Here is a 19,344-nt window from a genome sequence, read left to right as displayed (position 1 = left end):
GCGGCGGGTATTTCCAGCTTGTCCGCATCATTGACGTTCGATGCCTGCAGCTGCGATGACTTGCTTCCAGCGTTGTATTTCTGCGCGGGTAAACGTATCCAGCGCAGCGCCTGTCTCCTCACCGTCAGACAGAAGTTGCAAGCCTTGATCCTGTAGCAATTGCAAGAACTCCGGGTCTTGCAATGCGCTGTGATAGCTGGATAAGAATTTCTGCAGAACCTCGTCGTCGGTTCCTGCGGGCGCATATACACCGTACCAGGTCAAGGCTTCGAAGCCAGGGATCAAAGATTCAGCAACGGTAGGGATATCCGGCAACTGAGTGGTGCGTTGTGTTGTTGTCTGGACTAGCGGTTTAGCTAGCCCTCCTGACCTCAGCCCCATTACCGTATTCATCTGATCGAACAGAGCATCGGCCTGGCCGGATATTACGTCGGTAAGTGCCTGCCCACCGCCGCGGTAAGGAACATCCAGAACGTCCAAGTTGGCTCGTTGCATGAACAGCGCTGCCATCAGGTGCGAGGCGGAGCCTACTCCAGCATTGGCAATGTTCAGTTTGTTGGGGTTGGTTCGAGCATAGCTGACAAATTCCTCTATTGTGTTGAATGGCGAGTCTTTGCCCACAAGCAGAACCATCGGCGTATTAGGGAAACGGAATACACCGCGGAAATCCTGAGCCGGATCATAAGCAAGGTTGTTATAAAGCGAAGGCGCTGCCGCCATGTAGCCGAAATGCCCCATCAACATCGTGTAGCCGTCCGGCTTGGCACGCGCGACCCGGGCTGCGCCGATCGTGCCGCCTGCACCAGGCACATTCTCGATCACTATGGCTTGTCCCAGTTCGTTGGCCACACGCGCTGCCACACGTCTGGCTAAGGCGTCTGTCGGGCCGCCTGCTGCAAAAGGAACGACCCAGGTCACAGGCCGGGTCGGGTAATTATCTTTTGCCCAGCTCGTTGCCGAGATTAGGCACATTAAACAAGCAAATGCGGAAACGATAATTCTTTTCATTGCATATCTCCTGATTATTGGAATAGAGGTACTGCTGCATCAAGTATTTATGTTCTGGGCAATGGCTTTGCCGACATCTTGTGTTGATGCTTGGCCGCCCAGGTCTGGGGTATGCGGACCAGCTTTCAGGATATCTTCAACCGACTTCAGGATGGCGTCATGGGCATCTGCATATCCCAGAAACTGCAGCATCATGGCGCCGCTCCAGATCATGGCGATGGGGTTGGCGATGCCTTTGCCATAGATGTCGGGAGCGGAGCCGTGCACGGGCTCGAACAGCGACGGGAAATTGCGTTCAGGGTTCAGGTTGGCCGACGGGGCCAGGCCGATGGTGCCGGTGCAGGCCGGTCCCAGGTCGGACAGAATGTCGCCGAACAGGTTCGATGCCACCACGACGTCGAAGCGCTGGGGCTGCAGCACGAAGCGGGCGCTGAGTATGTCGATGTGCTGCTTGTCCACCGCGACTTCCGGGTAGTTGGCGGCCATGGCGTCGGCGCGCTTGTCCCACCAGGGCATGCTGATGGCGATGCCGTTGCTCTTGGTGGCTACCGTCAGGGATTTGCGCGGGCGCTGGTTGGCCAGCTCGAAGGCGTAGCGCAGCACACGGTCGGTGCCGATGCGCGAGAACACGGATTCCTGGATGACGATTTCTCGGTCGGTGCCTTCGAACAGGACGCCGCCCAGGTTGGTGTATTCGCCTTCCGTGTTTTCGCGCACGACCAGGAAGTCGATGTCGCCGGCCTTGCGGCCCGCCAGCGGGCAGGGCACGCCCTCGAACAGGCGTACGGGTCGCAGATTGATGTACTGATCGAACTCGCGCCGGAACTTCAGCAGCGAACCCCATAGCGAAACGTGATCGGGCGTGGTGGCGGGCCAGCCGACGGCGCCGAAATAGATGGCATCGAATCCCTGCAACTGCGCTTTCCAGTCGGCAGGCATCATTTCGCCCGTCTGCTGGTAGTAGTCGCAGTTGGCCCAGTCGAAGGTCTGGATTTCAAGCGGGATATTGAATTGTTGAGAGGCGGCCCGGAGGACACGCAGCCCTTCGGGCATGACTTCCTTGCCGATGCCGTCGCCGGCGATAGTTGCGATTTTCAGTGTCTGGCTCATGAATAGGGTCTGTGCAAAAAGTGAAAGAGGCGTGAGGACAAGTGTCTTGGCGGACGCCGGTGCCATCAGTGCTGCCGGCATCGTAAGTCAGAGTCCAATTTCTATACAATAGGCCAACTTGTCAATTGAATATGCACACATCATGAATAATGATCCCCTGCCGGAGGATTTGCGAGTATTTTGCGCGGTAGTACACAAATGCAGTTTCACCGGCGCTGCGCAGGTGATGGGCGTGTCCCCCGCTTATGTGACCAAGCGCATCCGGATATTGGAGGCCAGGCTGCAGACTGTGCTGTTCCATCGCACGACGCGGCGTGTGGTGGTGACGGAGGCGGGGGAGCGTGTCTATCACTGGGCGCTGCGTATTCTGGACGATGTAGAGCGACTGGTCGACGAGGTCAGTGCTACGCGTCGAGAGCCGACCGGCGTGTTGCGCGTATGTAGCAGCTTCGGGTTCGGGCGCAGGGTGGTGGCCAGGGCATTTTCCATGTTCGCGCGGCAGTATCCGGGCCTGCAGGTACGCTTCGAAGTTTTTGATCGCATCGTGGATGTAGCGGCGGAGGGATTCGACCTGGATATCCGCGTAGGAGATGAAATTGCGCCACACCTGATTGCGCGACGGCTGGCATCCAATCATCGCGTGCTGTGCGCAGCGCCGTCTTATCTGCAGGCACGCGGCATACCGCGTTCATTGTCAGACCTTGCCGCGCATGACTGCCTGATCATCAAGGAGCGGGACCATCCGTTCGGCATATGGCAACTGCGCAGTGGCGCCAAGGGGGAACGCATCAAAGTGCGCGGCCCCCTGTCGTCGAACAACGGGGAAATGGCGGTGCAGTGGGCTGTGGACGGTCACGGTATCATTCTGCGCTCGCATTGGGATGTGGCGCCATTGCTGCAGAGCGGGCAATTGCACTGCGTGCTGCCCGAATGGCAGCAGGAAGCCAATGTGTGGGCGGTGTATCCCGAACGCCTGGGAACCTCGGCCAAAGTCAGGGCCTGCGTAGCGTTTATGCGGGACTATATGCGGGAACGGATCGGAGAGGGCGTGCTGCCCTGATATCGCACAATCGCAGCATCAGGCAGCCCGCCCAGCTCTCACTTGACGATGGTAAGGTGCGGCCGGCGCGGCGCCGAAGGATCGTCGTCGGGCTCCGTCGGCGGAGCATCCGGCGTATCGATGGCGTCTTTTTCCGGCTCGTCGCCCGAGTAAGGCTTGGAGTCCTCCACCTCGAATCCCATGCCCGCCCCGGTTTCCCGGGCGTAGATGGCCGATACTGCCGCTACCGGGACGTAGATGTCCTCGGTGATGCCGCTGAAGCGCGCCTGGAACTCGATGTACTCGTTGCCCAGGACCAGACGGTTGGTGGCCAGGGTGCCGATGTTCAGCGTGATCTGGCCTTCGTGCACGTGCGCCCTGGGCACCACCGTGTTGGCATCGACCTTGACGACGATGTGCGGCGTGTATCCGTTGTCGGTGCACCATTCGTGCAGCGCGCGCAGCAGGTAGGGCTTGGTGGAGGTCTCTTGCATGGGCTGGCCTTTAGCGGCGCATGACTTTTTCGGAAGGCGTCAGCGCTTCGATGTAGGCGGGCCTGGAGAAAATGCGCTCGCCGTATTTCTGCACGGGAGCCGCATTCTTCGGCAGTTCGATGCCGTAGTGATCCAGGCGCCACAGCAGCGGCGCGATGGCGACGTCCAGCATGGAGAACTCTTCGCCCAGCATGTACTTGTTCTTCAACAGGATGGGGGCCAGCATGGACAGGCGGTCGCGGATGTGCTGGCGGGCGGCTTCCTGTGCGGCGGGATCGGTTTCGTTGCGGTTTTCCAGCGTGGAAACGTGCACGAACAGTTCCTTCTCGAAGTTGTACAGGAACAGGCGGGTGCGCGCGCGCATGATCGGGTCCGCGGGCATCAGTTGGGGATGCGGGAAGCGTTCGTCGATGTATTCGTTGATGATGTTGGATTCGTACAGGACCAGGTCGCGTTCTACCAGGATGGGCACCTGGCCGTACGGATTCATGACCGAAATGTCTTCGGGCTTGTTGTACAGGTCGATGTCGCGGATTTCAAAATCCATGCCCTTTTCAAACAGCACGAAACGGCAGCGTTGTGAAAAAGGGCAGGTCGTTCCAGAGTAGAGCTGCATCATGTCGCGGATTCCAATCAGTGAACTAAAGATAAAGAGCGCAGAAATCGTGGCTCATAAAAACGAAATAGGCGTATTACCTTACGCCTATTTCATAACAGCAGGCTGAATGGCGGCATTGCATGCCGCCTGCCTTGCGTAGGAATGCCTATTATCTTACATGTTTCCAGTAAGCGGCATTCAGTCTCCATGCGACGAGGAGGAAAAGGCCCAGGAACAGCAGGACCCAGACGCCGATCTGCTTGCGCAACTGCTGTACGGGTTCGGCCATCCATCCCAGGAAGTTGCTGAGGTCGGCCATGTCGCTGTCGAACTGCGCGGCGGCCTGGGCGTTGGCGGCCTCGAACTTGAACTCTTCCGTTGCCTTGCCCTTGTAGTCGGACAGGGCTTCGCGGGTGACTTCGGAGAAGCCGTCCGCATCGTACACCGTGGTGACGCGCTCCCATTGCTGGTCGGCCGCCTGGTGGACCTGGGTCTTGGTCAGCGTGCGCTCGCCCTGGCGCTGCCACATGACGTGCGGCATGCCGACATCGGGGAACACGAGGTTGTTCCAGCCCGTGCCCTTGGCGGAGTCGCGGTAGAACGTGCGCAGGTAGGTGTAGAGGTAGTCGACGCCGGAGGGGCCCAAGTTGACGGAGCGCGCGCGCGCGATGACGGACAGATCGGGCGGCGTGGTGCCGAACCAGGACTTGGCGTCGGCGGGCGTCATGGCGATGTGCATGAGGTCGCCCACCTTGTCGGAGGTGAACAGCAGGTTTTTCTTGATCTCTTCTTCAGTCAGGCCGATTTCCGTAAGCTTGTTGTAGCGCAGGGAATTGGCGCTGTGACAGTTCAGACAGTAGTTGACGAAGAGTTTTGCACCGTTCTGCAGGGCCGCCATGTCGTTGATGCGATTGGGAGCCTTTTCGAGGGGGTAGGTCCCCCCGGCTGCGAACGATACCGTGCAGGTCAGGAATAGGGCGAGGGCGCCAAGCAACTTTTTCATCATGATCATTCCGTAATGTGTCGTGGGCCTTAGTGCGGGCGGAAAGTGACGCGGTCAGGCACCGGCTTGAATGTTCCCAGGCGGCTCCAGACGGGCATTACCAGGAAGAACGCCAGGTAGATCACGGTTCCGATCTGGCTCAGCAGGTTGAACAGATCGTTGGGCGCCTGGGTGCCGAGGTAGCCCAGCATCAGGAAATTCACGATGAAGATTGCATACAGCGCTTTGTGCCAGCCCGGACGGTAGCGGATGGACTTGACGGGGGAGCTGTCCAGCCAGGGCAGGAAGCCCAGGATGACGACGGCGCCGCCCATGATCACGACGCCCCAGAACTTGGCGTCGATCGTGCGGAACAGCAGGGCCAGGATCAGCAGGCCGACCGGCACGGCCAGGCGCCATGCGCCCTTCAGGCCGCCCTTGGCGAACAGCACGATGGCGGCCAGCACGGAGCTGCCTGCCAGGATCCATGTGAAGTCGGCCGTGGTGGCGCGCAGCATGGAGTAGAACGGCGTGAAGTACCAGACCGGGGCGATGTGCGGCGGGGTCTTCAGCGGATCGGCCGGGATGAAGTTGTTGAACTCCAGGAAGTAGCCGCCCATTTCGGGAGCGAAGAACAGGATGGCCGCGAAGACGATGAGGAAGCCCGCCACGCCGACGATGTCGTGCACCGAGTAGTAGGGGTGGAAGGGAATGCCGTCGACGGGGCGGCCGTAGCGGTCTTTGGGCCCTTCCTTGATCTCGACGCCGTCGGGGTTGTTGGAGCCGACTTCGTGCAGGGCGATGATGTGCGCTACGACCAGGCCGATGAGCACCAGCGGCACGGCGATGACGTGCAGCGCGAAGAAGCGGTTCAGGGTGGCGTCGGAAACCACGTAGTCGCCGCGGATCCAGATGGACAGCTCGGGACCGATGAAGGGGATGGCAGAGAACAGGTTCACGATGACCTGGGCGCCCCAGTATGACATCTGGCCCCAGGGCAGCAGGTAGCCCATGAAGGCCTCGGCCATCAGACAGAGGAAGATGGCGACGCCGAAGATCCAGACCAGCTCACGCGGCTTGCGGTAGGACCCATAGAACATGCCGCGCAGCATGTGCAGGTACACGACCACGAAGAACATGGAGGCGCCGGTGGAGTGCATGTAGCGGATCAGCCAGCCCCACGGCACTTCGCGCATGATGTATTCCACAGAGTCGAACGCCAGCTTGGCGTCGGGCTTGTAGTTCATGACGAGGAAGATGCCGGTGACGACCTGGATGACCAGGACCAGCAGCGCCAGTGAGCCGAAGAAGTACCAGAAGTTGAAGTTCTTCGGTGCGTAGTACTCGGACATGTGCTCTTTGAAGAGCTTGGTGAGTGGAAAGCGCCTGTCTATCCAGCCCAGCAGTCCTGTGGTGTCGACGGTTTTATCGCCAGCCATGAGAACGGTTCCTTTCTATTCTATTCGTGCGAACGCAATTGCGCGGATGGTTGCGGGTAGCGGTCAGGCCTGATTGTTTTCGTCGACGCCAATGGTGATCTTGGTGTTGTCGGACGAGAACGAATAGGGCGGGACTTCGAGGTTGTCGGGCGCGGGCTTGTTGCTGAATACGCGGCCGGCCAAGTCGAATGTGGAGCCGTGGCAGGGGCAGAAGAAACCGCCCGGCCAGCTGGCGGGCAGCCCCGGCTGGGCGCCGGAGTTCAGGTGCGGCGTGGGGGCGCAGCCCAAGTGCGTACAGATGGCGACGCAGACGAAGAATTCGGGATTGCGTGAACGGTATTCGTTCTTGGCGTATTCGGGGGTATAGCCGGGGCGGTCTGAGGCGGGATCGGCCAACTGGCTGTCGAGGCCATTGAGGCTGGCCAGTTGTGCTTCGGTGCGGCGCAGGATCCACACGGGCTTGCCGCGCCATTCGACGGTTTTCATTTCGCCGGGGGCGATGCCGGAGATGTCGACTTCAACCGGAGCGCCGGCGGCGCGGGCCCTGTCGGAAGGAGCGAACGATGTGACGAGCGGCAGGGCAGTGGCGGCGCCGGCGACACCGCCGACTGCACAGGCTGATGCCACCCAGAAGCGGCGCGAGGGATCGGACGGCAGGCTGGGGTCAACTGCTCCAGCGTCGTCGAGCGGTATCGTATCGTGACTCATTCTAGTATCCTTATCCGGTGCCTGTGGCGGCATGCCATATCCCTGCTTTTCTTACAGGTACTTCTTTACAGTCGCATATTATAGCGTTACCCGCCAGGGGTGACATTTACTTAATATCAAAGGTAGACACATGAGCAAAGCAAAGAGCTTTCTGTCGGAGTTCCGGGAGTTCGCCGTCAAAGGCAATATGATCGACCTGGCCGTCGGTGTGATCATCGGCGCCGCATTCGGAAAGATCATCGACTCCCTGGTCAAGGACGTGGTGATGCCGATCATCAGCTTCATTCTGGGCGGAGAGGTCGATTTCAGCAACAAGTTCTGGGTGCTGTCCGAGCCCGCCGGCTATGCGGGCGGCCGCACGTACGCCGAACTGACCGAGGCCGGCGCCGTGGTGCTGGGATGGGGCAACTTCCTGACGATCCTGATCAATTTCCTGCTGCTGGCGTTGGTCGTGTTCTTCATGGTGAAGGCCGTCAACAAGGCAAGGGCGACAGTCATCAAGGAAGAAGAGGCAGCGCCAGAGGAGCCCGCTCCGACGCCGGACGATGTCGTGCTGCTGCGCGAAATCCGCGATCTGCTGAAGAAGTAGCCTCAGATCGGGTTGTCCAGGTCCAGGAATTCGACCCGGATGCCGAACTCCCGGGCCACGGCTTCGCCCAGCGCCTTCACGCCATAGCGTTCGGTGGCGTGGTGTCCGGCGGCGATGAAGCCCGTGCCGGTTTCATGCGCCAGGTGGAAATTCTGTTCCGAGGCTTCTCCGGTCAGGTAGGCATCGGCGCCAGCCTGGACCGCAGCTTCCATCATGCCCTGGGCGCCGCCGGTGCACCAGGCGATGCGCCGCACGGATTGTTGCGGATTGCCAACAAAAAGAGGGGCGCGGCCCAAAGAATTGTGAACCTGTCCGGCCAGCGATTCCAGCGTCGCGCCTTCGGGGACCCGGCCTATCCAGATCAGGTCTTCGGGGCCGCAGCGCATGGGTTCTCCTTCCGGCGTGCGTTCCGGCTCGAAGCCCAGGATCCTGCCCAACTGCGCGTTGTTGCCCAGTTCCGGGTGCGCGTCCAGGGGCAGGTGATAGGCGAACACGTTCAGGCCGTGCGCGATGGCCTGGGCGATGCGCCGGTGCTTGGGGCCGCGTATGCAGGGGTCTTCGTTCTTCCAGAACCAGCCGTGATGCACCAGGACGGCGTCCGCCCCGCGTTGCGCGGCGGCGTCGATCAGCGCCTGCGAGGCGGTGACTCCGGTGATAATGTGTCGGATCTCCGGCTTGCCTTCCAACTGCAGGCCGTTGGGACAATAGTCCCGGAATCGCTGCGGTTGGAGTATGGTATTGAGCCATTGATGCAGATCATTCGTGGACACGGCGTTCATGTGTCGATTTTCCCTGGTTCCATCGTCTTATGCGTCGATTATGGTTGCTATTCGCCCAGACCGTGACCGTCTGTCTGGGTATCCTGTTCATTGTGGCGACGTTGCGGCCCGAATGGGTGGGCATGGCTTCGCGGCCCGTGGTCGCGCCCCCGCCGTCAGCCGCGAACGGCAATGGCAACGGCGCGGCTGCGCCGCTGCTGTCGTTTGCGTCCGCAGTGGCGTCCGCCACGCCGTCCGTCGTCAATATCTATACTAGCAAACAGGTGGACGTGCCGCTGTTGCAGTTTCCGAACGACCCCGAACTCAATCGGCTGTTCGGCGAACTGCCCGGGTTCAGCCGGCGCAAGCAGTCGACCAGCCTGGGCTCGGGAGTGATAGCCAGGGCGGATGGGCACATCCTGACGAATTACCATGTCATCGAGGCGGCCGACGCCATCGAAGTCGCGTTGAGCGATGGCAGGCAGGCTCGCGCCAAGCTGGTCGGCGGCGATCCCGAAAGCGACCTGGCCGTGCTGAAGATCGACCTGCCGGATCTGCAAGCCATTACGTACGCGAAGAATGAGGCGCTGCGGGTGGGGGATGTGGTGCTGGCGATCGGCAATCCTTTCGGCGTCGGCCAGACCACGACCATGGGGATCGTGTCCGCGCTGGGGCGCAACCGGCTGGGCATCAATATCTACGAGAACTTCATCCAGACCGATGCGGCCATCAATCCGGGCAATTCCGGCGGGGCGCTGATCGATGGAAGGGGCCGCATGGTCGGCATCAATACGGCCATTTATTCCGAGACCGGCGGATCGCTGGGCATCGGCTTCGCCATTCCCGCGCCGGTGGCGCTCATGATCATGGAGCAGATCATCGAGCATGGCGAAGTGACGCGCGGCTGGCTGGGGCTGGAGCCCCAGGACATCACGCCGGATCTGGCCCGGGCCTTCCGGATGGAGCGGCGCGACGGCGTGATCGTGGCCAGCGTGCTGCGCAATGGGCCGGCATGGACGGGGGGCATCCGGGTGGGGGATATCATCCTGAGCCTGGACGAAGAGCCGGTCAGGGACTCCATCGGTTTCCTGAACCAGATTGCGCCGCTGCAGCCGGGGTCGAAGGCGACATTGGGCGTGCTTCGCGACGGCAAGGCCAGGGAGCTGTCAGTCAAAGTGGGGAAACGTCCGGCGCAAATGCCCAACTGAGTCTGGCGAAGGTTGCGCGGGAATTCGTCCGCAGGGCGCAATCCTGAAGCCGCCGCGGTTCCGGCTTCAGGGAAAGCGAAAGTATCGGCTTCGTTCCGGTTGGCGGGCGCGGGGAATGGGCGCCGCCATCAGGCGATGTTCAGTCGCGTGTTGCGACTTCGCCGCCGGCGTCGTCTTCGCTGTCTTCCGCCGGCTGTTTCTTTTCGATCATCTTGCCGATCAGGATGCCGACTTCGTACAGCAGGCATAGCGGCGTGGCCAGCATGAACTGGCTGAGTACATCGGGAGGCGTGACGACGGCCGCGATGACGAATGCGCCGACGATGACGTAGCCCCTGGCTTCGCGCAGCTTCTGCACCGTGACCATGCCGGTCTTGACCAGCAGAACGACCACGACGGGAACCTCGAAGGTCACGCCGAAGGCGATGAACATGGTGATGACGAAGCTGACATAGGCCTCGATGTCGGGCGCGGGCGTGATGGACTGCGGCGCGAAGCCCGCGATGAAGCTGAACACCGTGCGGAACACGACGAAATAGCAGAACGCCATGCCGGCCAGGAACAGCAGGGTGCTGGAGATGATCAGCGGCAGCGCCAGGCGCTGCTCATGGCGGTACAGGCCGGGAGCGATGAAGGCCCAGGCCTGGTACAGGACGACCGGCAGGGAGATGACGAAGGCCGCCAGTAGCGTGACCTTGACCGGCACCATGAATGGCGTGATGACGCCGGTGGCGATCATGCGCGTGCCTTCGGGCAGCGAAGCCAGCATGGGCTGCGCCAGGACGTCATAGATGGCTGACGGGCCGGGGTACAGAAACAGGATGACGAATACGCCCAGCATGGTGCCGACCGCGCGCAGCAGCCGCGTGCGCAGTTCGATCAGGTGGGAAATGAAAGTATCCTGGGATGCATCCTGGGTCACGACGATGTCCCCGTGGTTTTGTTGTCGGTATCGATATTGCCGGCGGGCTTCGAAGCCGCGTCGGCAGGCGCTGCTTCCGGCTCCAGGCCGGGCAGGGGCAGGTTGGCGCTTTGCGGTTCAGCGTCCGCCTGCGTGTCGGCGGCCTTCTGGGCGGGAGGAGCGGCGGGGTTGGCCCCGGCGTTGAGGTCCAGCGACTCGAACGAGGACTTGGCTTCGTTGAGGGCCTGTCTGGCCTCTTCGACCGGCTTGGTCAGCGTGTCGCCCAGGCCGGTGACGGAAGACTTGGCGTCATCGAGCGCCTTCCTGGCTTCGTCGACGGGCTTGGTGAGCGTGCTGCCAAGGTCGTTGACGGTAGACTTGACCGAGCGGGCGGCCTCCTCCATTTGCGACTTGACCTTGTTGACCTCTTCCAGATTGACTTCGCGCTGGATGTCGGACTTGACATCGTTGACGTAGCGCTGCGCGCGGCCCAGCAGGTGGCCGACCGTGCGGGCGACCTTGGGAAGGCGTTGCGGACCGATGACGATCAGGGCGATGACGCCGATCAACATCAGTTCACTGAAGCTGACGTCAAACATAAGCTACCTGTGTACAGACATGGAGTGGATGGAAGGCGTGCCGCGCGGGCCGCACGCCGGTTGCGCCCAAGAGGACTCAGGCGTCTTTCTTTTCCTTCGCCTGCACGTCGATGGTTTCGCCGGTTTCCACGCGCTGCGTGACGGACTCGGGCGTGTCTTCGGAGGAGGCTTCCTTCATGCCTTTCTTGAAACCCTTGACGGCGCCGCCGAGATCTTCGCCGACATTGCGCAGCTTCTTGGTGCCGAAGACGAGGGCGACGATGACCAGGACGATCAGCCAATGCCAGATACTGAAACTACCCATGATGTTTACTCCAGTTAAACGGCCAATGCTGCCGATTTGGGTTTCCAGGGGCGCTCGCCCCCGAGGATATGGAAATGCAGGTGCGGAACTTCCTGTCCGCCGTCATCGCCGCTGTTGGCCACGACACGGAAACCGCCTTCGGGGCCGGGCCTGCAGCCGTTTTCCAGGGCGAGCTTCGGGATGAGCGCCATCATGCGGCCGAGCCATGCGGCGTCTTCGGGGCCGACATCCTGCAAGGATACGACATGACGCTTGGGAATAAGCAGCAAATGTACGGGGGCGGCGGGATCTATATCGTGGAATGCCAGGAACTCGTCGTCTTCGTAGACTTTGTTCGCCGGCAGTTCGCCGCGGATGATTCTGGCGAATACGTTGTTCTCGCTCATGCGGACTCCTTTGTTGCGCTTGCCTGGTCCGGGCGCGAGGCCTTTTCCGCCAGGCCGGATACGCCTTCGCGGCGGGCCAGCTCGGCCAGCACGGTTTCCGGGCGGATGCCGTAGTGCGCCAGCGCGACCAGGCTGTGGAACCAGAGATCGGCGGTTTCGTAGATGATCTTGTCGGGCGCGCCGTCCTTGGCGGCCATGACCAGTTCGGTGCTTTCCTCGCCGATTTTTTTCAGGAAGGCATCGGGTCCTTTTGCCAGCAGCTTCGCCGTGTATGACTGCGCCGGATCGCCGCCATTGGCGGGCAGGCGGGACTCGATGGTGTCGGCCAGGCGGGAAAGAATGTCGGAGGAATGGCTCATTTGTAGATGTGCTCCGGATCTTTCAGGACGGGATCGACGACGGCCCAGTCGGCCTGGCCGTTGCCGGTGTCGTCAAGTCTACGGTAAAAGCAGCTTTCACGCCCCGTATGGCAGGCAATTCCGCCCTTTTGGTCGATTTTATACAGGATAACGTCGCCGTCGCAGTCGAGGCGGATTTCGTGCACGATCTGGACGTGGCCGGACTCCTCGCCTTTGCGCCAAAGCCGGTTGCGCGAGCGCGACCAGTAGACGGCGCGGCCGGAGGCGGCGGTTTCGGCCAGCGCCTCGGCATTGGCGTAGGCGAACATCATCACCGTGCCTGTGGCGGCATCCTGTGCGATGACGGGGATCAGGCCCTTTTCATCGAAGACCAGTTCGGCTAGCCATGCGGGAAGCGTTCTGTCGGTCATTGCCGCACCTTGATGCCCTGGCCGGCCAGGAACGCCTTGGCTTCCTGCACGGTGTGCTGGCCGTAGTGGAAAATGCTGGCCGCCAGCACTGCGCTGGCGTGGCCCTGGGTGATGCCGTCGGCCAGGTGCTGCAGATTTCCCACGCCGCCGGAGGCGATGACGGGGACCGGCACTGCGTCGGAAACGGCGCGTGTCAGTTCGAGGTCGAAGCCTTCCTTGGTGCCGTCGCGATCCATGCTGGTCAGCAGCAGTTCGCCCGCGCCGTAGTCCGCCATTTTTCGCGCCCATTCGATGACGTCGATGCCGGTGGGCTTGCGCCCGCCGTGCGTGTAGATTTCCCAGCGCGATGTCTCGCCCGGCCCGGAAACGCGACGGGCGTCGATGGCCACGACGATGCATTGCGAGCCATGGTACTGGGCGGCTTCGCGCACGAGTTCGGGGTTGGCGACCGCGGCGCTGTTGATGGAGACCTTGTCGGCTCCCGCATTGAGCAGGCGCTGGATGTCGGCCACCTTGCGCACGCCGCCTCCCACGGTCAGCGGGATGAAGATCTGGCTGGCGACGGACTCGATGATGGGCAGGATCAGGTCGCGGTCGTCGCTGCTGGCGGTGATGTCCAGGAACGTGAGCTCGTCGGCGCCTTGGTCGTTGTACTTGCGCGCGATCTCGACGGGGTCGCCCGCATCGACGAGGTCGACGAAGTTGACGCCCTTGACGACGCGGCCGGCCGTGACGTCGAGGCAGGGGATGATGCGGCAGGCCAGATCGGAGCGCGCGGTGTCAGTCATTGGGGTTGATCTCGTCGGCCAGGGCCTGGGCCTCGGCGAAGTCCAGCGTGCCTTCGTACAGGCTGCGGCCCAGGATGGCGCCCTCGATGCCTTCGTGCTCGACGGCGCACAGCGCGCGGATGTCGTCGAGGTCGGTGACGCCGCCCGAGGCGATGATGGGGATGCGCACATGGCGCGACAGGGCGACCGTGGCTTCGATGTTGACGCCCGAGAGCATGCCGTCGCGGCCGATGTCCGTATAGATGATGGCCTCGCAGCCGTAGTCCTCGAACTTGCGGGCCAGGTCGAGCACGCTGTGGCGGGTAAGCTTGCTCCAGCCGTCCGTGGCGACCTTGCCGTCGCGAGCGTCCAGGCCCACGATGATATGGCCGGGGAAGGCGGTGCAGGCATCGCTGAGGAAGCCCGGATCCTTGACGGCGGCCGTGCCGATGATGACATAGGACAGGCCGCTGTCCAGGTAGGCTTCGATGGTGTCCAGGTCGCGGATGCCGCCGCCGATCTGCACGGGGATTTCACCGTCGACGGCCCCGATGATGGCGCGTATGGCGGCTTCGTTCTTGGGCTTGCCGGCTACGGCGCCGTTCAGGTCGACCAGGTGCAGCCTGCGGGCCCCTTGCTCCAGCCACTGGGCGGCCATGGCTGCCGGGTCCTCGGAAAAGACCGTGGAGTTGTTGAGGTCGCCCTGGCGCAGGCGTACGCATTGTCCGTTCTGGAGATCGATGGCAGGGATGAGAAGCATGGCGGTCGGATCAGTACAGAGGTCGATAGGTATAGGTTTGTCGGTGGTCGGAGCGATCAGGGGTTCCAGCCGACGAAGTTGCGATACAGCCGCAGGCCGGTGTCCCCGCTTTTCTCGGGGTGGAACTGGACCGCGAAAATATTAGCCTGCGCGACTGCACAGGTAAAGCTTACCCCGTAATCGCTTTGTCCAACAATGAGCGAGGACAAAGACGGAGCGACATAATAACTGTGTACGAAGTAAAAAAACGCCTGGTCGGGTATTCCCTGCCATAGCGGGTGCGCCTGGGTCTGGCGCACGCGGTTCCAGCCCATGTGCGGGATCTTCAACTGCGGAGCGCCGTCCGCGCCGGGGCGGCTGAACGCCGGACCCGCGAAACGGACGACATTGCCGGGGAAGATGCCCAGCCCGGGGGTGTCGCCCTCTTCGCTGTGCGAGAACAGCATCTGCTCGCCAACGCATACGCCCAGCAGGGGCTTGTTGCGGGCGGCATGCAGCACGGCGTCGCGCAGGCCCGAGGCGCGCAGCGTGGCCATGCAGTCGCGCATGGCGCCCTGGCCGGGAAACACCACGCGCGAGGCGCGCTCGACCTCTTCGGGGCGGCTGGCGATAAGGATGTCGGCATCGGGCGCGGCGGCGCGCAGCGCGCGCGCAACCGAGTGGAAGTTGCCCATGCCGTAGTTGACGATGGCGATCGTGTTCACGGTGTGACCGTTTGGTGGAAGGTGGCGGAGCCCGCGCCGGCCAGGCAGGCGCGGGAATGGATCAGAGGACGCCTTTGGTGGACGGGATGACGCCGCCGTTGCGCGGGTCCTGCTCCACCGCCATGCGCAGCGCCCGGCCGAAGGCCTTGAAGACGGTTTCGCACTGGTGGTGGGCGTTTTCGCCGCGCAGGTTGTCGATGTGGACAGTGGCCTGGGCGTGGTTGACGAAGCCCTGGAAGAATTCGCGAGCGAGATCGACGTCGAATGTGCCGATGCGGGCGCGGGTGAAGGGGACATGGAACTGCAGGCCGGGACGGCCGGACAGGTCGATGACCACACGGCTGAGCGCTTCGTCCAGCGGCACGTAGGAGTGGCCGTAGCGGCGCAGGCCGGCCTTGTCGCCCACGGCGATGGCCACGGCCTGGCCCAGGGCGATGCCGATGTCTTCCACCGTGTGGTGGTCGTCGATGTGCGTGTCGCCGTCGCAATGGATGTCGAGGTCGATCAGGCCGTGGCGCGCAATCTGGTCCAGCATGTGGTCGAGGAAGGGCACGCCGGACTGGAGGGTGTGCTTGCCCGTGCCGTCGAGGTTGATGGACACGCGGATGCGGGTTTCGTTGGTGTTGCGGATGACGTCGGCTGTACGCATGGTATGGGGGTTCCGGAATCGGTCTGGTGGACGGCGTCAGGGGGAAAGGCGGCGCTCGGCGCTGGCGGCGTGGGCCTGCAGGCCCTCGCCATAGGCCAGTTCGGCGGCGATGCGGCCCAGCGTCTGCGCGCCTTCCCGGGAAATGTGGATCATGCTGGAGCGTTTCTGGAAATCATACACGCCCAGCGGCGAGGAGAAGCGTGCCGTGCGCGCCGTGGGCAGCACGTGATTGGGGCCGGCGCAGTAGTCGCCCAGGGCCTCGGAGCTGTAGCGGCCCAGGAAAATGGCGCCCGCGTGGCGGATGCGCTCGGCCCAGCGTTCGGGCTGTTCGGTGGAGATCTCGAGGTGTTCCGGCGCGATGTCGTTGGCGATGGCGCAGGCCTCTTCGAGATCGCGCACCTGGATCAGCACGCCGCGATTGCCCAGGCTGGTGCGGATGATGTCCGCGCGCGGCATGGCGGGCAGCAGTCGGGCGATGGCGGCCTGCACCTCGTCCAGGTAGGCGGCATCGGGACAGAGCAGGATGGCCTGCGCCAGTTCGTCGTGCTCGGCCTGCGAGAACAGGTCGATGGCGATCCAGTCGGCGGGCGTCGTGCCGTCGCAGATGATCAGGATTTCGCTGGGCCCGGCCACCATGTCGATGCCGACCGTGCCGAACACGCGGCGCTTGGCTGCCGCGACGTAGGCATTGCCCGGGCCGACGATCTTGTCGACCGGCGCGATGGTTGCCGTGCCGTAGGCCAGGGCGCCGACCGCCTGCGCGCCGCCGATGGCGAAGACGCGATCGACGCCGCTGATGGCGGCCGCGGCCAGCACGATGGGGTTGCGCGCGCCGTCGGGCGTGGGCGTGACCATGACGACCTCGGGGACGCCGGCCACCTTGGCCGGGATGGCGTTCATCAGGACCGAAGACGGGTAGGCCGCTTTGCCGCCGGGCACATACAGGCCGACGCGGTCCAGCGGCGTGACTTTCTGGCCCAGGACGGTGCCGTCGGCTTCGGTGTAGTTCCAGTCTGACGCACGCTGGCGCTCATGATAGGCGCGTACGCGGGCGGCGGCGGCTTCCAGCGCCTTGCGCTGCGCCTGCGGCAGGCCGTCGAGCGCGGCCAGCCATTCGCTGCGCGGGATCTCCAGCGCGGAAACGCTGGCTGCCTGGACGCGGTCGAAGCGCTGCGTGTATTCCAGCAGGGCTTCGTCGCCGCGCGCGCGGATGTTGCGCAGGATGTCCGCGGCGGCCTGCTCGATGGCCTCGTCCTGCGAGGCGTCGAAGGCCAGCAGCGTGCGCAACTGGCGGGAGAAGTCTTCGGAGCGACTGTCCAGGCGGTGGATCAGAGACATGGCGGTACGGATCGGCGTGAATCAGGGTTCAAATACGTATGATCTCATGCTTTTGCCGCGCTGGCGCGGGCAAAGGCGTCGATCAGGGGCTGCAGGCGCGCCGAGCGCGTCTTCAGGGAGGCCTGGTTGACGATCAGGCGCGACGAAATGGGGGCGATGTCCTCCACGGCCTCCAGATTGTTGGCCTTGAGCGTGTTGCCGGTGGAAACCAGGTCGACAATGGCGTCGGCCAGCCCGACCAGCGGCGCAAGCTCCATGGAGCCGTACAGTTTGATGACATCGATGTGCACGCCCTTGGCGGCGAAATGCTCGCGCGTGGCCTGCACGTATTTGGTCGCCACGCGCAGGCGCGAGCCCTGCTGCACGGCGGACTGGTAGTCGAATCCCTTGCGCACGGCGACGGCCAGCCGGCAGCGGGCGATGTTCAGGTCGATGGGCTGGTAGATGCCGTCGGGGTTCGCGGCGACGTGTTCGTCCAGCACGTCCTTGCCGGCGATGCCGAAATCGGCGGCGCCGTACTGCACATAGGTGGGAACGTCGGTGGCGCGCACGATGATGATCTGCAGGCCGGGATCGCTGGTAGGCAGGATGAGCTTGCGCGAGGCGGACGGGTCTTCGGCGACCTGCACGCCGGCGGCAGCCAGCAGGGGCAGGGTCTCGTCGAAGATGCGTCCCTTGGACAGGGCGAGCGTCAGGGGCTTGTCGTTGCGTGCGGGGCTCATGCGCCGGCTCCGGAAATGCGCTGGATGCGGGCGCCGACATTGCACAGCTTGGACTCCATGCGCTGGTAGCCGCGATCCAGGTGGTAGATGCGTTCGATGATGGTGTCGCCCTTGGCGGCAAGGCCGGCGATGACCAGGCTGGCCGAGGCGCGCAGGTCGGTCGCCATGACGGTGGCGCCGGAGAGCTCCGGCACGCCCGTCACGACCGCCGTGGGGCCGTCGATCTCGATCTGCGCTCCCATGCGGGCCAGTTCCTGGACGTGCATGTAGCGGTTCTCGAAGATGTTTTCCGTGATGACCGCGGTGCCGTCGGCGACGGTGTTGACCGCCATCAGCTGGGCCTGCATGTCGGTCGGAAAGCCCGGATACTCGCGTGTGCGGAAGCCCACGGCCTTCGGGCGGCCCCGCATGGAGGCACGGATCCAGTCGCCGCCGGTCTCGATGGCCAGGCCGGCGTCGCGCAGCTTGTCGATGACCGCGCCCAGCGTGTCGGGGGCGGCGTGGCGCAGCACCAGTTCGCCGCCGGCGGCGGCCACGGCGCACAGGAAGGTGCCGGTTTCGATGCGGTCAGGGATGACGCGGTGCGTGGCGCCGTGCAGCGCCTCCACGCCGTCGATGACGATGCGGTCGGTGCCGTGGCCCTGGATGCGGGCTCCCATCTCGATGAGCAGCTCCGCCAGATCGACGATTTCGGGCTCGCGCGCGGCATTTTCGAGGACGGTCTGTCCTTCGGCCAGCACGGCCGCCATCATCAGGTTCTCGGTGCCCGTAACGGTGACCATGTCGGTGAGGATGGACGCGCCCTTGAGGCGCTTGGCGCGCGCCACTACGTAGCCGTGTTCGATGCTGATCTCGGCGCCCAGCGCGGCCAGCCCCTTGATGTGCTGGTCGACGGGACGCTGGCCGATGGCGCAGCCGCCCGGCAGGCTGACCCTGGCTTCGCCGAAGCGGGCCACCAGCGGGCCCAGCACCAGGATGGAGGCGCGCATGGTCTTGACCAGATCGTAGGGCGCCTCCAGGAAGTCGACCTTGCCGGCATCCAGAGTGACCGTGTCGTTGCCGCTGTCGTGCGCGGATTTCACGCCCATGCGCTCCAGAAGGCGCAGCATGGTGCGGATGTCGTTGAGCGCGGGCACGTTTTCCAGGTGCACGGGCTCAGCGGTCAGCAGGGCCGCGCACAGGATGGGCAGGGCGGCGTTCTTGGCGCCGGAGATGGCGATTTCGCCATGCAGGGGCTGTCCGCCCGTGATCTGGAGTTTATCCATTCGGATTCGCTTTGTATTCGTCAGGGGTCAGGGTGCGCATGGACAATGCGTGGATTTCCTCTTTCATGCGGTCTCCCAGGGCGGCGTAGACGCGCTGGTGGCGGGCGATACGGCGCTTGCCTTCGAATTCGGCGCTGACGATGAGCGCTTCGAAGTGGGCGCCGTCGCCCTGGACTTCGATGTGTTCACAGGGCAGGTTGTCGGCAATATATTGGCGGATCTGTTCAGGTGTGGGAAGCATGGGGAG

Annotated in this window: 25 protein-coding genes; 3 read left to right on the top strand and 22 right to left on the bottom strand. The window is 63.3% G+C overall.

Annotated features, from left to right (window positions below; translation table 11 throughout):
- Nucleotides 1-27 precede the first annotated feature (27 nt).
- Nucleotides 28-1,008, bottom strand: coding sequence for a Bug family tripartite tricarboxylate transporter substrate binding protein (locus EV686_RS13750; RefSeq protein WP_132477525.1), 981 nt, complete (start codon nt 1,006-1,008; stop codon nt 28-30).
- 39 nt (nt 1,009-1,047) lie between these two features.
- Entirely contained in the window at nt 1,048-2,118 is a 1,071-nt protein-coding gene (locus EV686_RS13745) for a tartrate dehydrogenase (protein ID WP_132477524.1), read from the bottom strand.
- Between the two features lie 142 nt (nt 2,119-2,260).
- On the opposite strand from EV686_RS13745, the gene EV686_RS13740 reads away from it, so the two are divergent.
- Nucleotides 2,261-3,178 carry a LysR substrate-binding domain-containing protein gene (locus EV686_RS13740; RefSeq protein WP_132477523.1) on the top strand — a complete coding sequence of 306 codons (918 nt, stop codon included), beginning with the start codon at nt 2,261-2,263 and terminating at the stop codon, nt 3,176-3,178.
- A gap of 38 nt (nt 3,179-3,216) precedes the next feature.
- On the opposite strand, the gene EV686_RS13735 is transcribed toward EV686_RS13740, so the two are convergent.
- The 5 genes from EV686_RS13735 to petA form a co-directional block, all read right to left on the bottom strand.
- The gene (locus EV686_RS13735) at nt 3,217-3,651 is read right to left on the bottom strand and encodes a ClpXP protease specificity-enhancing factor (RefSeq protein ID WP_132477522.1); all 435 of its coding nucleotides are present in this window, start codon (nt 3,649-3,651) and stop codon (nt 3,217-3,219) included.
- A 10-nt stretch (nt 3,652-3,661) separates the two neighbouring features.
- Nucleotides 3,662-4,270 carry a glutathione S-transferase N-terminal domain-containing protein gene (locus EV686_RS13730; RefSeq protein WP_132477521.1) on the bottom strand — a complete coding sequence of 203 codons (609 nt, stop codon included), beginning with the start codon at nt 4,268-4,270 and terminating at the stop codon, nt 3,662-3,664.
- Nucleotides 4,271-4,418: 148 nt separating this feature from the next.
- Nucleotides 4,419-5,261 (bottom strand): cytochrome c1, encoded by an 843-nt coding sequence (locus tag EV686_RS13725; protein ID WP_132477520.1) that lies wholly within the window; start codon nt 5,259-5,261, stop codon nt 4,419-4,421.
- A 20-nt stretch (nt 5,262-5,281) separates the two neighbouring features.
- Complete coding sequence (locus tag EV686_RS13720) at nt 5,282-6,670, bottom strand: cytochrome b (protein WP_132477519.1); 1,389 nt, start codon at nt 6,668-6,670, stop codon at nt 5,282-5,284.
- 63 nt (nt 6,671-6,733) lie between these two features.
- Nucleotides 6,734-7,378 (bottom strand): ubiquinol-cytochrome c reductase iron-sulfur subunit, encoded by a 645-nt coding sequence (gene petA, locus EV686_RS13715; RefSeq protein ID WP_132477518.1) that lies wholly within the window; start codon nt 7,376-7,378, stop codon nt 6,734-6,736.
- A 130-nt stretch (nt 7,379-7,508) separates the two neighbouring features.
- Between petA and mscL the strand changes: the two genes are divergently transcribed.
- Nucleotides 7,509-7,967: a large conductance mechanosensitive channel protein MscL gene (gene mscL / locus EV686_RS13710; RefSeq protein WP_132477517.1), complete on the top strand. Its 459-nt coding sequence runs from the start codon at nt 7,509-7,511 to the stop codon at nt 7,965-7,967.
- A 2-nt stretch (nt 7,968-7,969) separates the two neighbouring features.
- Here mscL and EV686_RS13705 read toward each other — a convergent pair whose 3' ends face one another.
- Entirely contained in the window at nt 7,970-8,746 is a 777-nt protein-coding gene (locus EV686_RS13705) for a Nif3-like dinuclear metal center hexameric protein (protein ID WP_132477516.1), read from the bottom strand.
- A 29-nt stretch (nt 8,747-8,775) separates the two neighbouring features.
- Here EV686_RS13705 and EV686_RS13700 point away from each other — a divergent pair, with 29 nt between their 5' ends.
- Nucleotides 8,776-9,933, top strand: a complete 1,158-nt coding sequence (locus tag EV686_RS13700; protein WP_132477515.1) for a trypsin-like peptidase domain-containing protein — start codon at nt 8,776-8,778, stop codon at nt 9,931-9,933.
- 139 nt (nt 9,934-10,072) lie between these two features.
- Here the strand turns inward: EV686_RS13700 and tatC are convergent, their stop codons facing one another.
- The 14 genes from tatC to EV686_RS13630 all read right to left on the bottom strand — a co-directional run bounded on the left by tatC (nt 10,073) and on the right by EV686_RS13630 (nt 19,338).
- The gene (gene tatC / locus EV686_RS13695; RefSeq protein WP_132477514.1) at nt 10,073-10,855 is read right to left on the bottom strand and encodes a twin-arginine translocase subunit TatC; all 783 of its coding nucleotides are present in this window, start codon (nt 10,853-10,855) and stop codon (nt 10,073-10,075) included.
- Nucleotides 10,852-11,433, bottom strand: coding sequence for a Sec-independent protein translocase protein TatB (gene tatB, locus EV686_RS13690; RefSeq protein ID WP_132477513.1), 582 nt, complete (start codon nt 11,431-11,433; stop codon nt 10,852-10,854). The genes tatC and tatB overlap by 4 nt, the downstream gene beginning before the upstream one ends.
- A gap of 76 nt (nt 11,434-11,509) precedes the next feature.
- The gene (gene tatA / locus EV686_RS13685) at nt 11,510-11,737 is read right to left on the bottom strand and encodes a Sec-independent protein translocase subunit TatA (protein WP_132477512.1); all 228 of its coding nucleotides are present in this window, start codon (nt 11,735-11,737) and stop codon (nt 11,510-11,512) included.
- A gap of 14 nt (nt 11,738-11,751) precedes the next feature.
- On the bottom strand, nt 11,752-12,123 hold the full coding sequence (locus EV686_RS13680; protein WP_132477511.1) for a histidine triad nucleotide-binding protein: 372 nt from the start codon (nt 12,121-12,123) through the stop codon (nt 11,752-11,754).
- Complete coding sequence (locus EV686_RS13675; protein WP_132477510.1) at nt 12,120-12,482, bottom strand: phosphoribosyl-ATP diphosphatase; 363 nt, start codon at nt 12,480-12,482, stop codon at nt 12,120-12,122. Before EV686_RS13675 ends, EV686_RS13680 begins: the two co-directional genes overlap by 4 nt.
- Nucleotides 12,479-12,892: a phosphoribosyl-AMP cyclohydrolase gene (gene hisI, locus EV686_RS13670; RefSeq protein WP_132477509.1), complete on the bottom strand. Its 414-nt coding sequence runs from the start codon at nt 12,890-12,892 to the stop codon at nt 12,479-12,481. Before hisI ends, EV686_RS13675 begins: the two co-directional genes overlap by 4 nt.
- Nucleotides 12,889-13,680 carry an imidazole glycerol phosphate synthase subunit HisF gene (hisF, locus tag EV686_RS13665; RefSeq protein WP_132477508.1) on the bottom strand — a complete coding sequence of 264 codons (792 nt, stop codon included), beginning with the start codon at nt 13,678-13,680 and terminating at the stop codon, nt 12,889-12,891. The genes hisI and hisF overlap by 4 nt, the downstream gene beginning before the upstream one ends.
- The gene (gene hisA / locus EV686_RS13660) at nt 13,673-14,419 is read right to left on the bottom strand and encodes a 1-(5-phosphoribosyl)-5-[(5-phosphoribosylamino)methylideneamino]imidazole-4-carboxamide isomerase (protein WP_132477507.1); all 747 of its coding nucleotides are present in this window, start codon (nt 14,417-14,419) and stop codon (nt 13,673-13,675) included. Before hisA ends, hisF begins: the two co-directional genes overlap by 8 nt.
- A 56-nt stretch (nt 14,420-14,475) precedes the next feature.
- Nucleotides 14,476-15,123 (bottom strand): imidazole glycerol phosphate synthase subunit HisH, encoded by a 648-nt coding sequence (gene hisH / locus EV686_RS13655; protein WP_132477506.1) that lies wholly within the window; start codon nt 15,121-15,123, stop codon nt 14,476-14,478.
- Nucleotides 15,124-15,184: 61 nt separating this feature from the next.
- Complete coding sequence (gene hisB, locus EV686_RS13650; RefSeq protein ID WP_132477505.1) at nt 15,185-15,772, bottom strand: imidazoleglycerol-phosphate dehydratase HisB; 588 nt, start codon at nt 15,770-15,772, stop codon at nt 15,185-15,187.
- Nucleotides 15,773-15,808: 36 nt separating this feature from the next.
- Nucleotides 15,809-17,110, bottom strand: coding sequence for a histidinol dehydrogenase (hisD, locus tag EV686_RS13645; RefSeq protein WP_132477504.1), 1,302 nt, complete (start codon nt 17,108-17,110; stop codon nt 15,809-15,811).
- Nucleotides 17,111-17,154: 44 nt separating this feature from the next.
- The gene (hisG, locus tag EV686_RS13640) at nt 17,155-17,832 is read right to left on the bottom strand and encodes an ATP phosphoribosyltransferase (protein ID WP_132477503.1); all 678 of its coding nucleotides are present in this window, start codon (nt 17,830-17,832) and stop codon (nt 17,155-17,157) included.
- The gene (gene murA / locus EV686_RS13635; RefSeq protein WP_132477502.1) at nt 17,829-19,097 is read right to left on the bottom strand and encodes a UDP-N-acetylglucosamine 1-carboxyvinyltransferase; all 1,269 of its coding nucleotides are present in this window, start codon (nt 19,095-19,097) and stop codon (nt 17,829-17,831) included. Before murA ends, hisG begins: the two co-directional genes overlap by 4 nt.
- Nucleotides 19,090-19,338 (bottom strand): BolA family protein, encoded by a 249-nt coding sequence (locus tag EV686_RS13630; protein WP_132477501.1) that lies wholly within the window; start codon nt 19,336-19,338, stop codon nt 19,090-19,092. Before EV686_RS13630 ends, murA begins: the two co-directional genes overlap by 8 nt.
- Nucleotides 19,339-19,344: the final 6 nt, after the last annotated feature.

The organism is Paracandidimonas soli, assembly GCF_004342005.1.
In the GTDB taxonomy this organism is placed as follows: domain Bacteria; phylum Pseudomonadota; class Gammaproteobacteria; order Burkholderiales; family Burkholderiaceae_B; genus Paracandidimonas; species Paracandidimonas soli.
Note: the sequence above shows the minus strand (reverse complement) of the source record. Positions and strands in the feature narration are given on the sequence as shown.

Bases quoted from the DNA above. Each gene is read 5' to 3' on its own strand.
- petA (WP_132477518.1), bottom strand. From the start codon at position 7,378: ATGAGTCACGATACGATACCGCTCGACGACGCTGGAGCAGTTGACCCC.
- EV686_RS13740 (WP_132477523.1), top strand. From the start codon at position 2,261: ATGAATAATGATCCCCTGCCGGAGGATTTGCGAGTATTTTGCGCGGTA.
- hisF (WP_132477508.1), bottom strand. From the start codon at position 13,680: ATGACTGACACCGCGCGCTCCGATCTGGCCTGCCGCATCATCCCCTGC.
- tatA (WP_132477512.1), bottom strand. From the start codon at position 11,737: ATGGGTAGTTTCAGTATCTGGCATTGGCTGATCGTCCTGGTCATCGTC.
- EV686_RS13735 (WP_132477522.1), bottom strand. From the start codon at position 3,651: ATGCAAGAGACCTCCACCAAGCCCTACCTGCTGCGCGCGCTGCACGAA.
- EV686_RS13725 (WP_132477520.1), bottom strand. From the start codon at position 5,261: ATGATCATGATGAAAAAGTTGCTTGGCGCCCTCGCCCTATTCCTGACC.
- tatB (WP_132477513.1), bottom strand. From the start codon at position 11,433: ATGTTTGACGTCAGCTTCAGTGAACTGATGTTGATCGGCGTCATCGCC.
- hisA (WP_132477507.1), bottom strand. From the start codon at position 14,419: ATGCTTCTCATCCCTGCCATCGATCTCCAGAACGGACAATGCGTACGC.
- hisB (WP_132477505.1), bottom strand. From the start codon at position 15,772: ATGCGTACAGCCGACGTCATCCGCAACACCAACGAAACCCGCATCCGC.
- hisG (WP_132477503.1), bottom strand. From the start codon at position 17,832: ATGAGCCCCGCACGCAACGACAAGCCCCTGACGCTCGCCCTGTCCAAG.
- hisD (WP_132477504.1), bottom strand. From the start codon at position 17,110: ATGTCTCTGATCCACCGCCTGGACAGTCGCTCCGAAGACTTCTCCCGC.
- EV686_RS13630 (WP_132477501.1), bottom strand. From the start codon at position 19,338: ATGCTTCCCACACCTGAACAGATCCGCCAATATATTGCCGACAACCTG.
- EV686_RS13675 (WP_132477510.1), bottom strand. From the start codon at position 12,482: ATGAGCCATTCCTCCGACATTCTTTCCCGCCTGGCCGACACCATCGAG.
- murA (WP_132477502.1), bottom strand. From the start codon at position 19,097: ATGGATAAACTCCAGATCACGGGCGGACAGCCCCTGCATGGCGAAATC.
- EV686_RS13745 (WP_132477524.1), bottom strand. From the start codon at position 2,118: ATGAGCCAGACACTGAAAATCGCAACTATCGCCGGCGACGGCATCGGC.
- EV686_RS13750 (WP_132477525.1), bottom strand. From the start codon at position 1,008: ATGAAAAGAATTATCGTTTCCGCATTTGCTTGTTTAATGTGCCTAATC.
- hisI (WP_132477509.1), bottom strand. From the start codon at position 12,892: ATGACCGACAGAACGCTTCCCGCATGGCTAGCCGAACTGGTCTTCGAT.
- mscL (WP_132477517.1), top strand. From the start codon at position 7,509: ATGAGCAAAGCAAAGAGCTTTCTGTCGGAGTTCCGGGAGTTCGCCGTC.
- EV686_RS13720 (WP_132477519.1), bottom strand. From the start codon at position 6,670: ATGGCTGGCGATAAAACCGTCGACACCACAGGACTGCTGGGCTGGATA.
- EV686_RS13700 (WP_132477515.1), top strand. From the start codon at position 8,776: ATGCGTCGATTATGGTTGCTATTCGCCCAGACCGTGACCGTCTGTCTG.
- EV686_RS13680 (WP_132477511.1), bottom strand. From the start codon at position 12,123: ATGAGCGAGAACAACGTATTCGCCAGAATCATCCGCGGCGAACTGCCG.
- EV686_RS13705 (WP_132477516.1), bottom strand. From the start codon at position 8,746: ATGAACGCCGTGTCCACGAATGATCTGCATCAATGGCTCAATACCATA.
- EV686_RS13730 (WP_132477521.1), bottom strand. From the start codon at position 4,270: ATGATGCAGCTCTACTCTGGAACGACCTGCCCTTTTTCACAACGCTGC.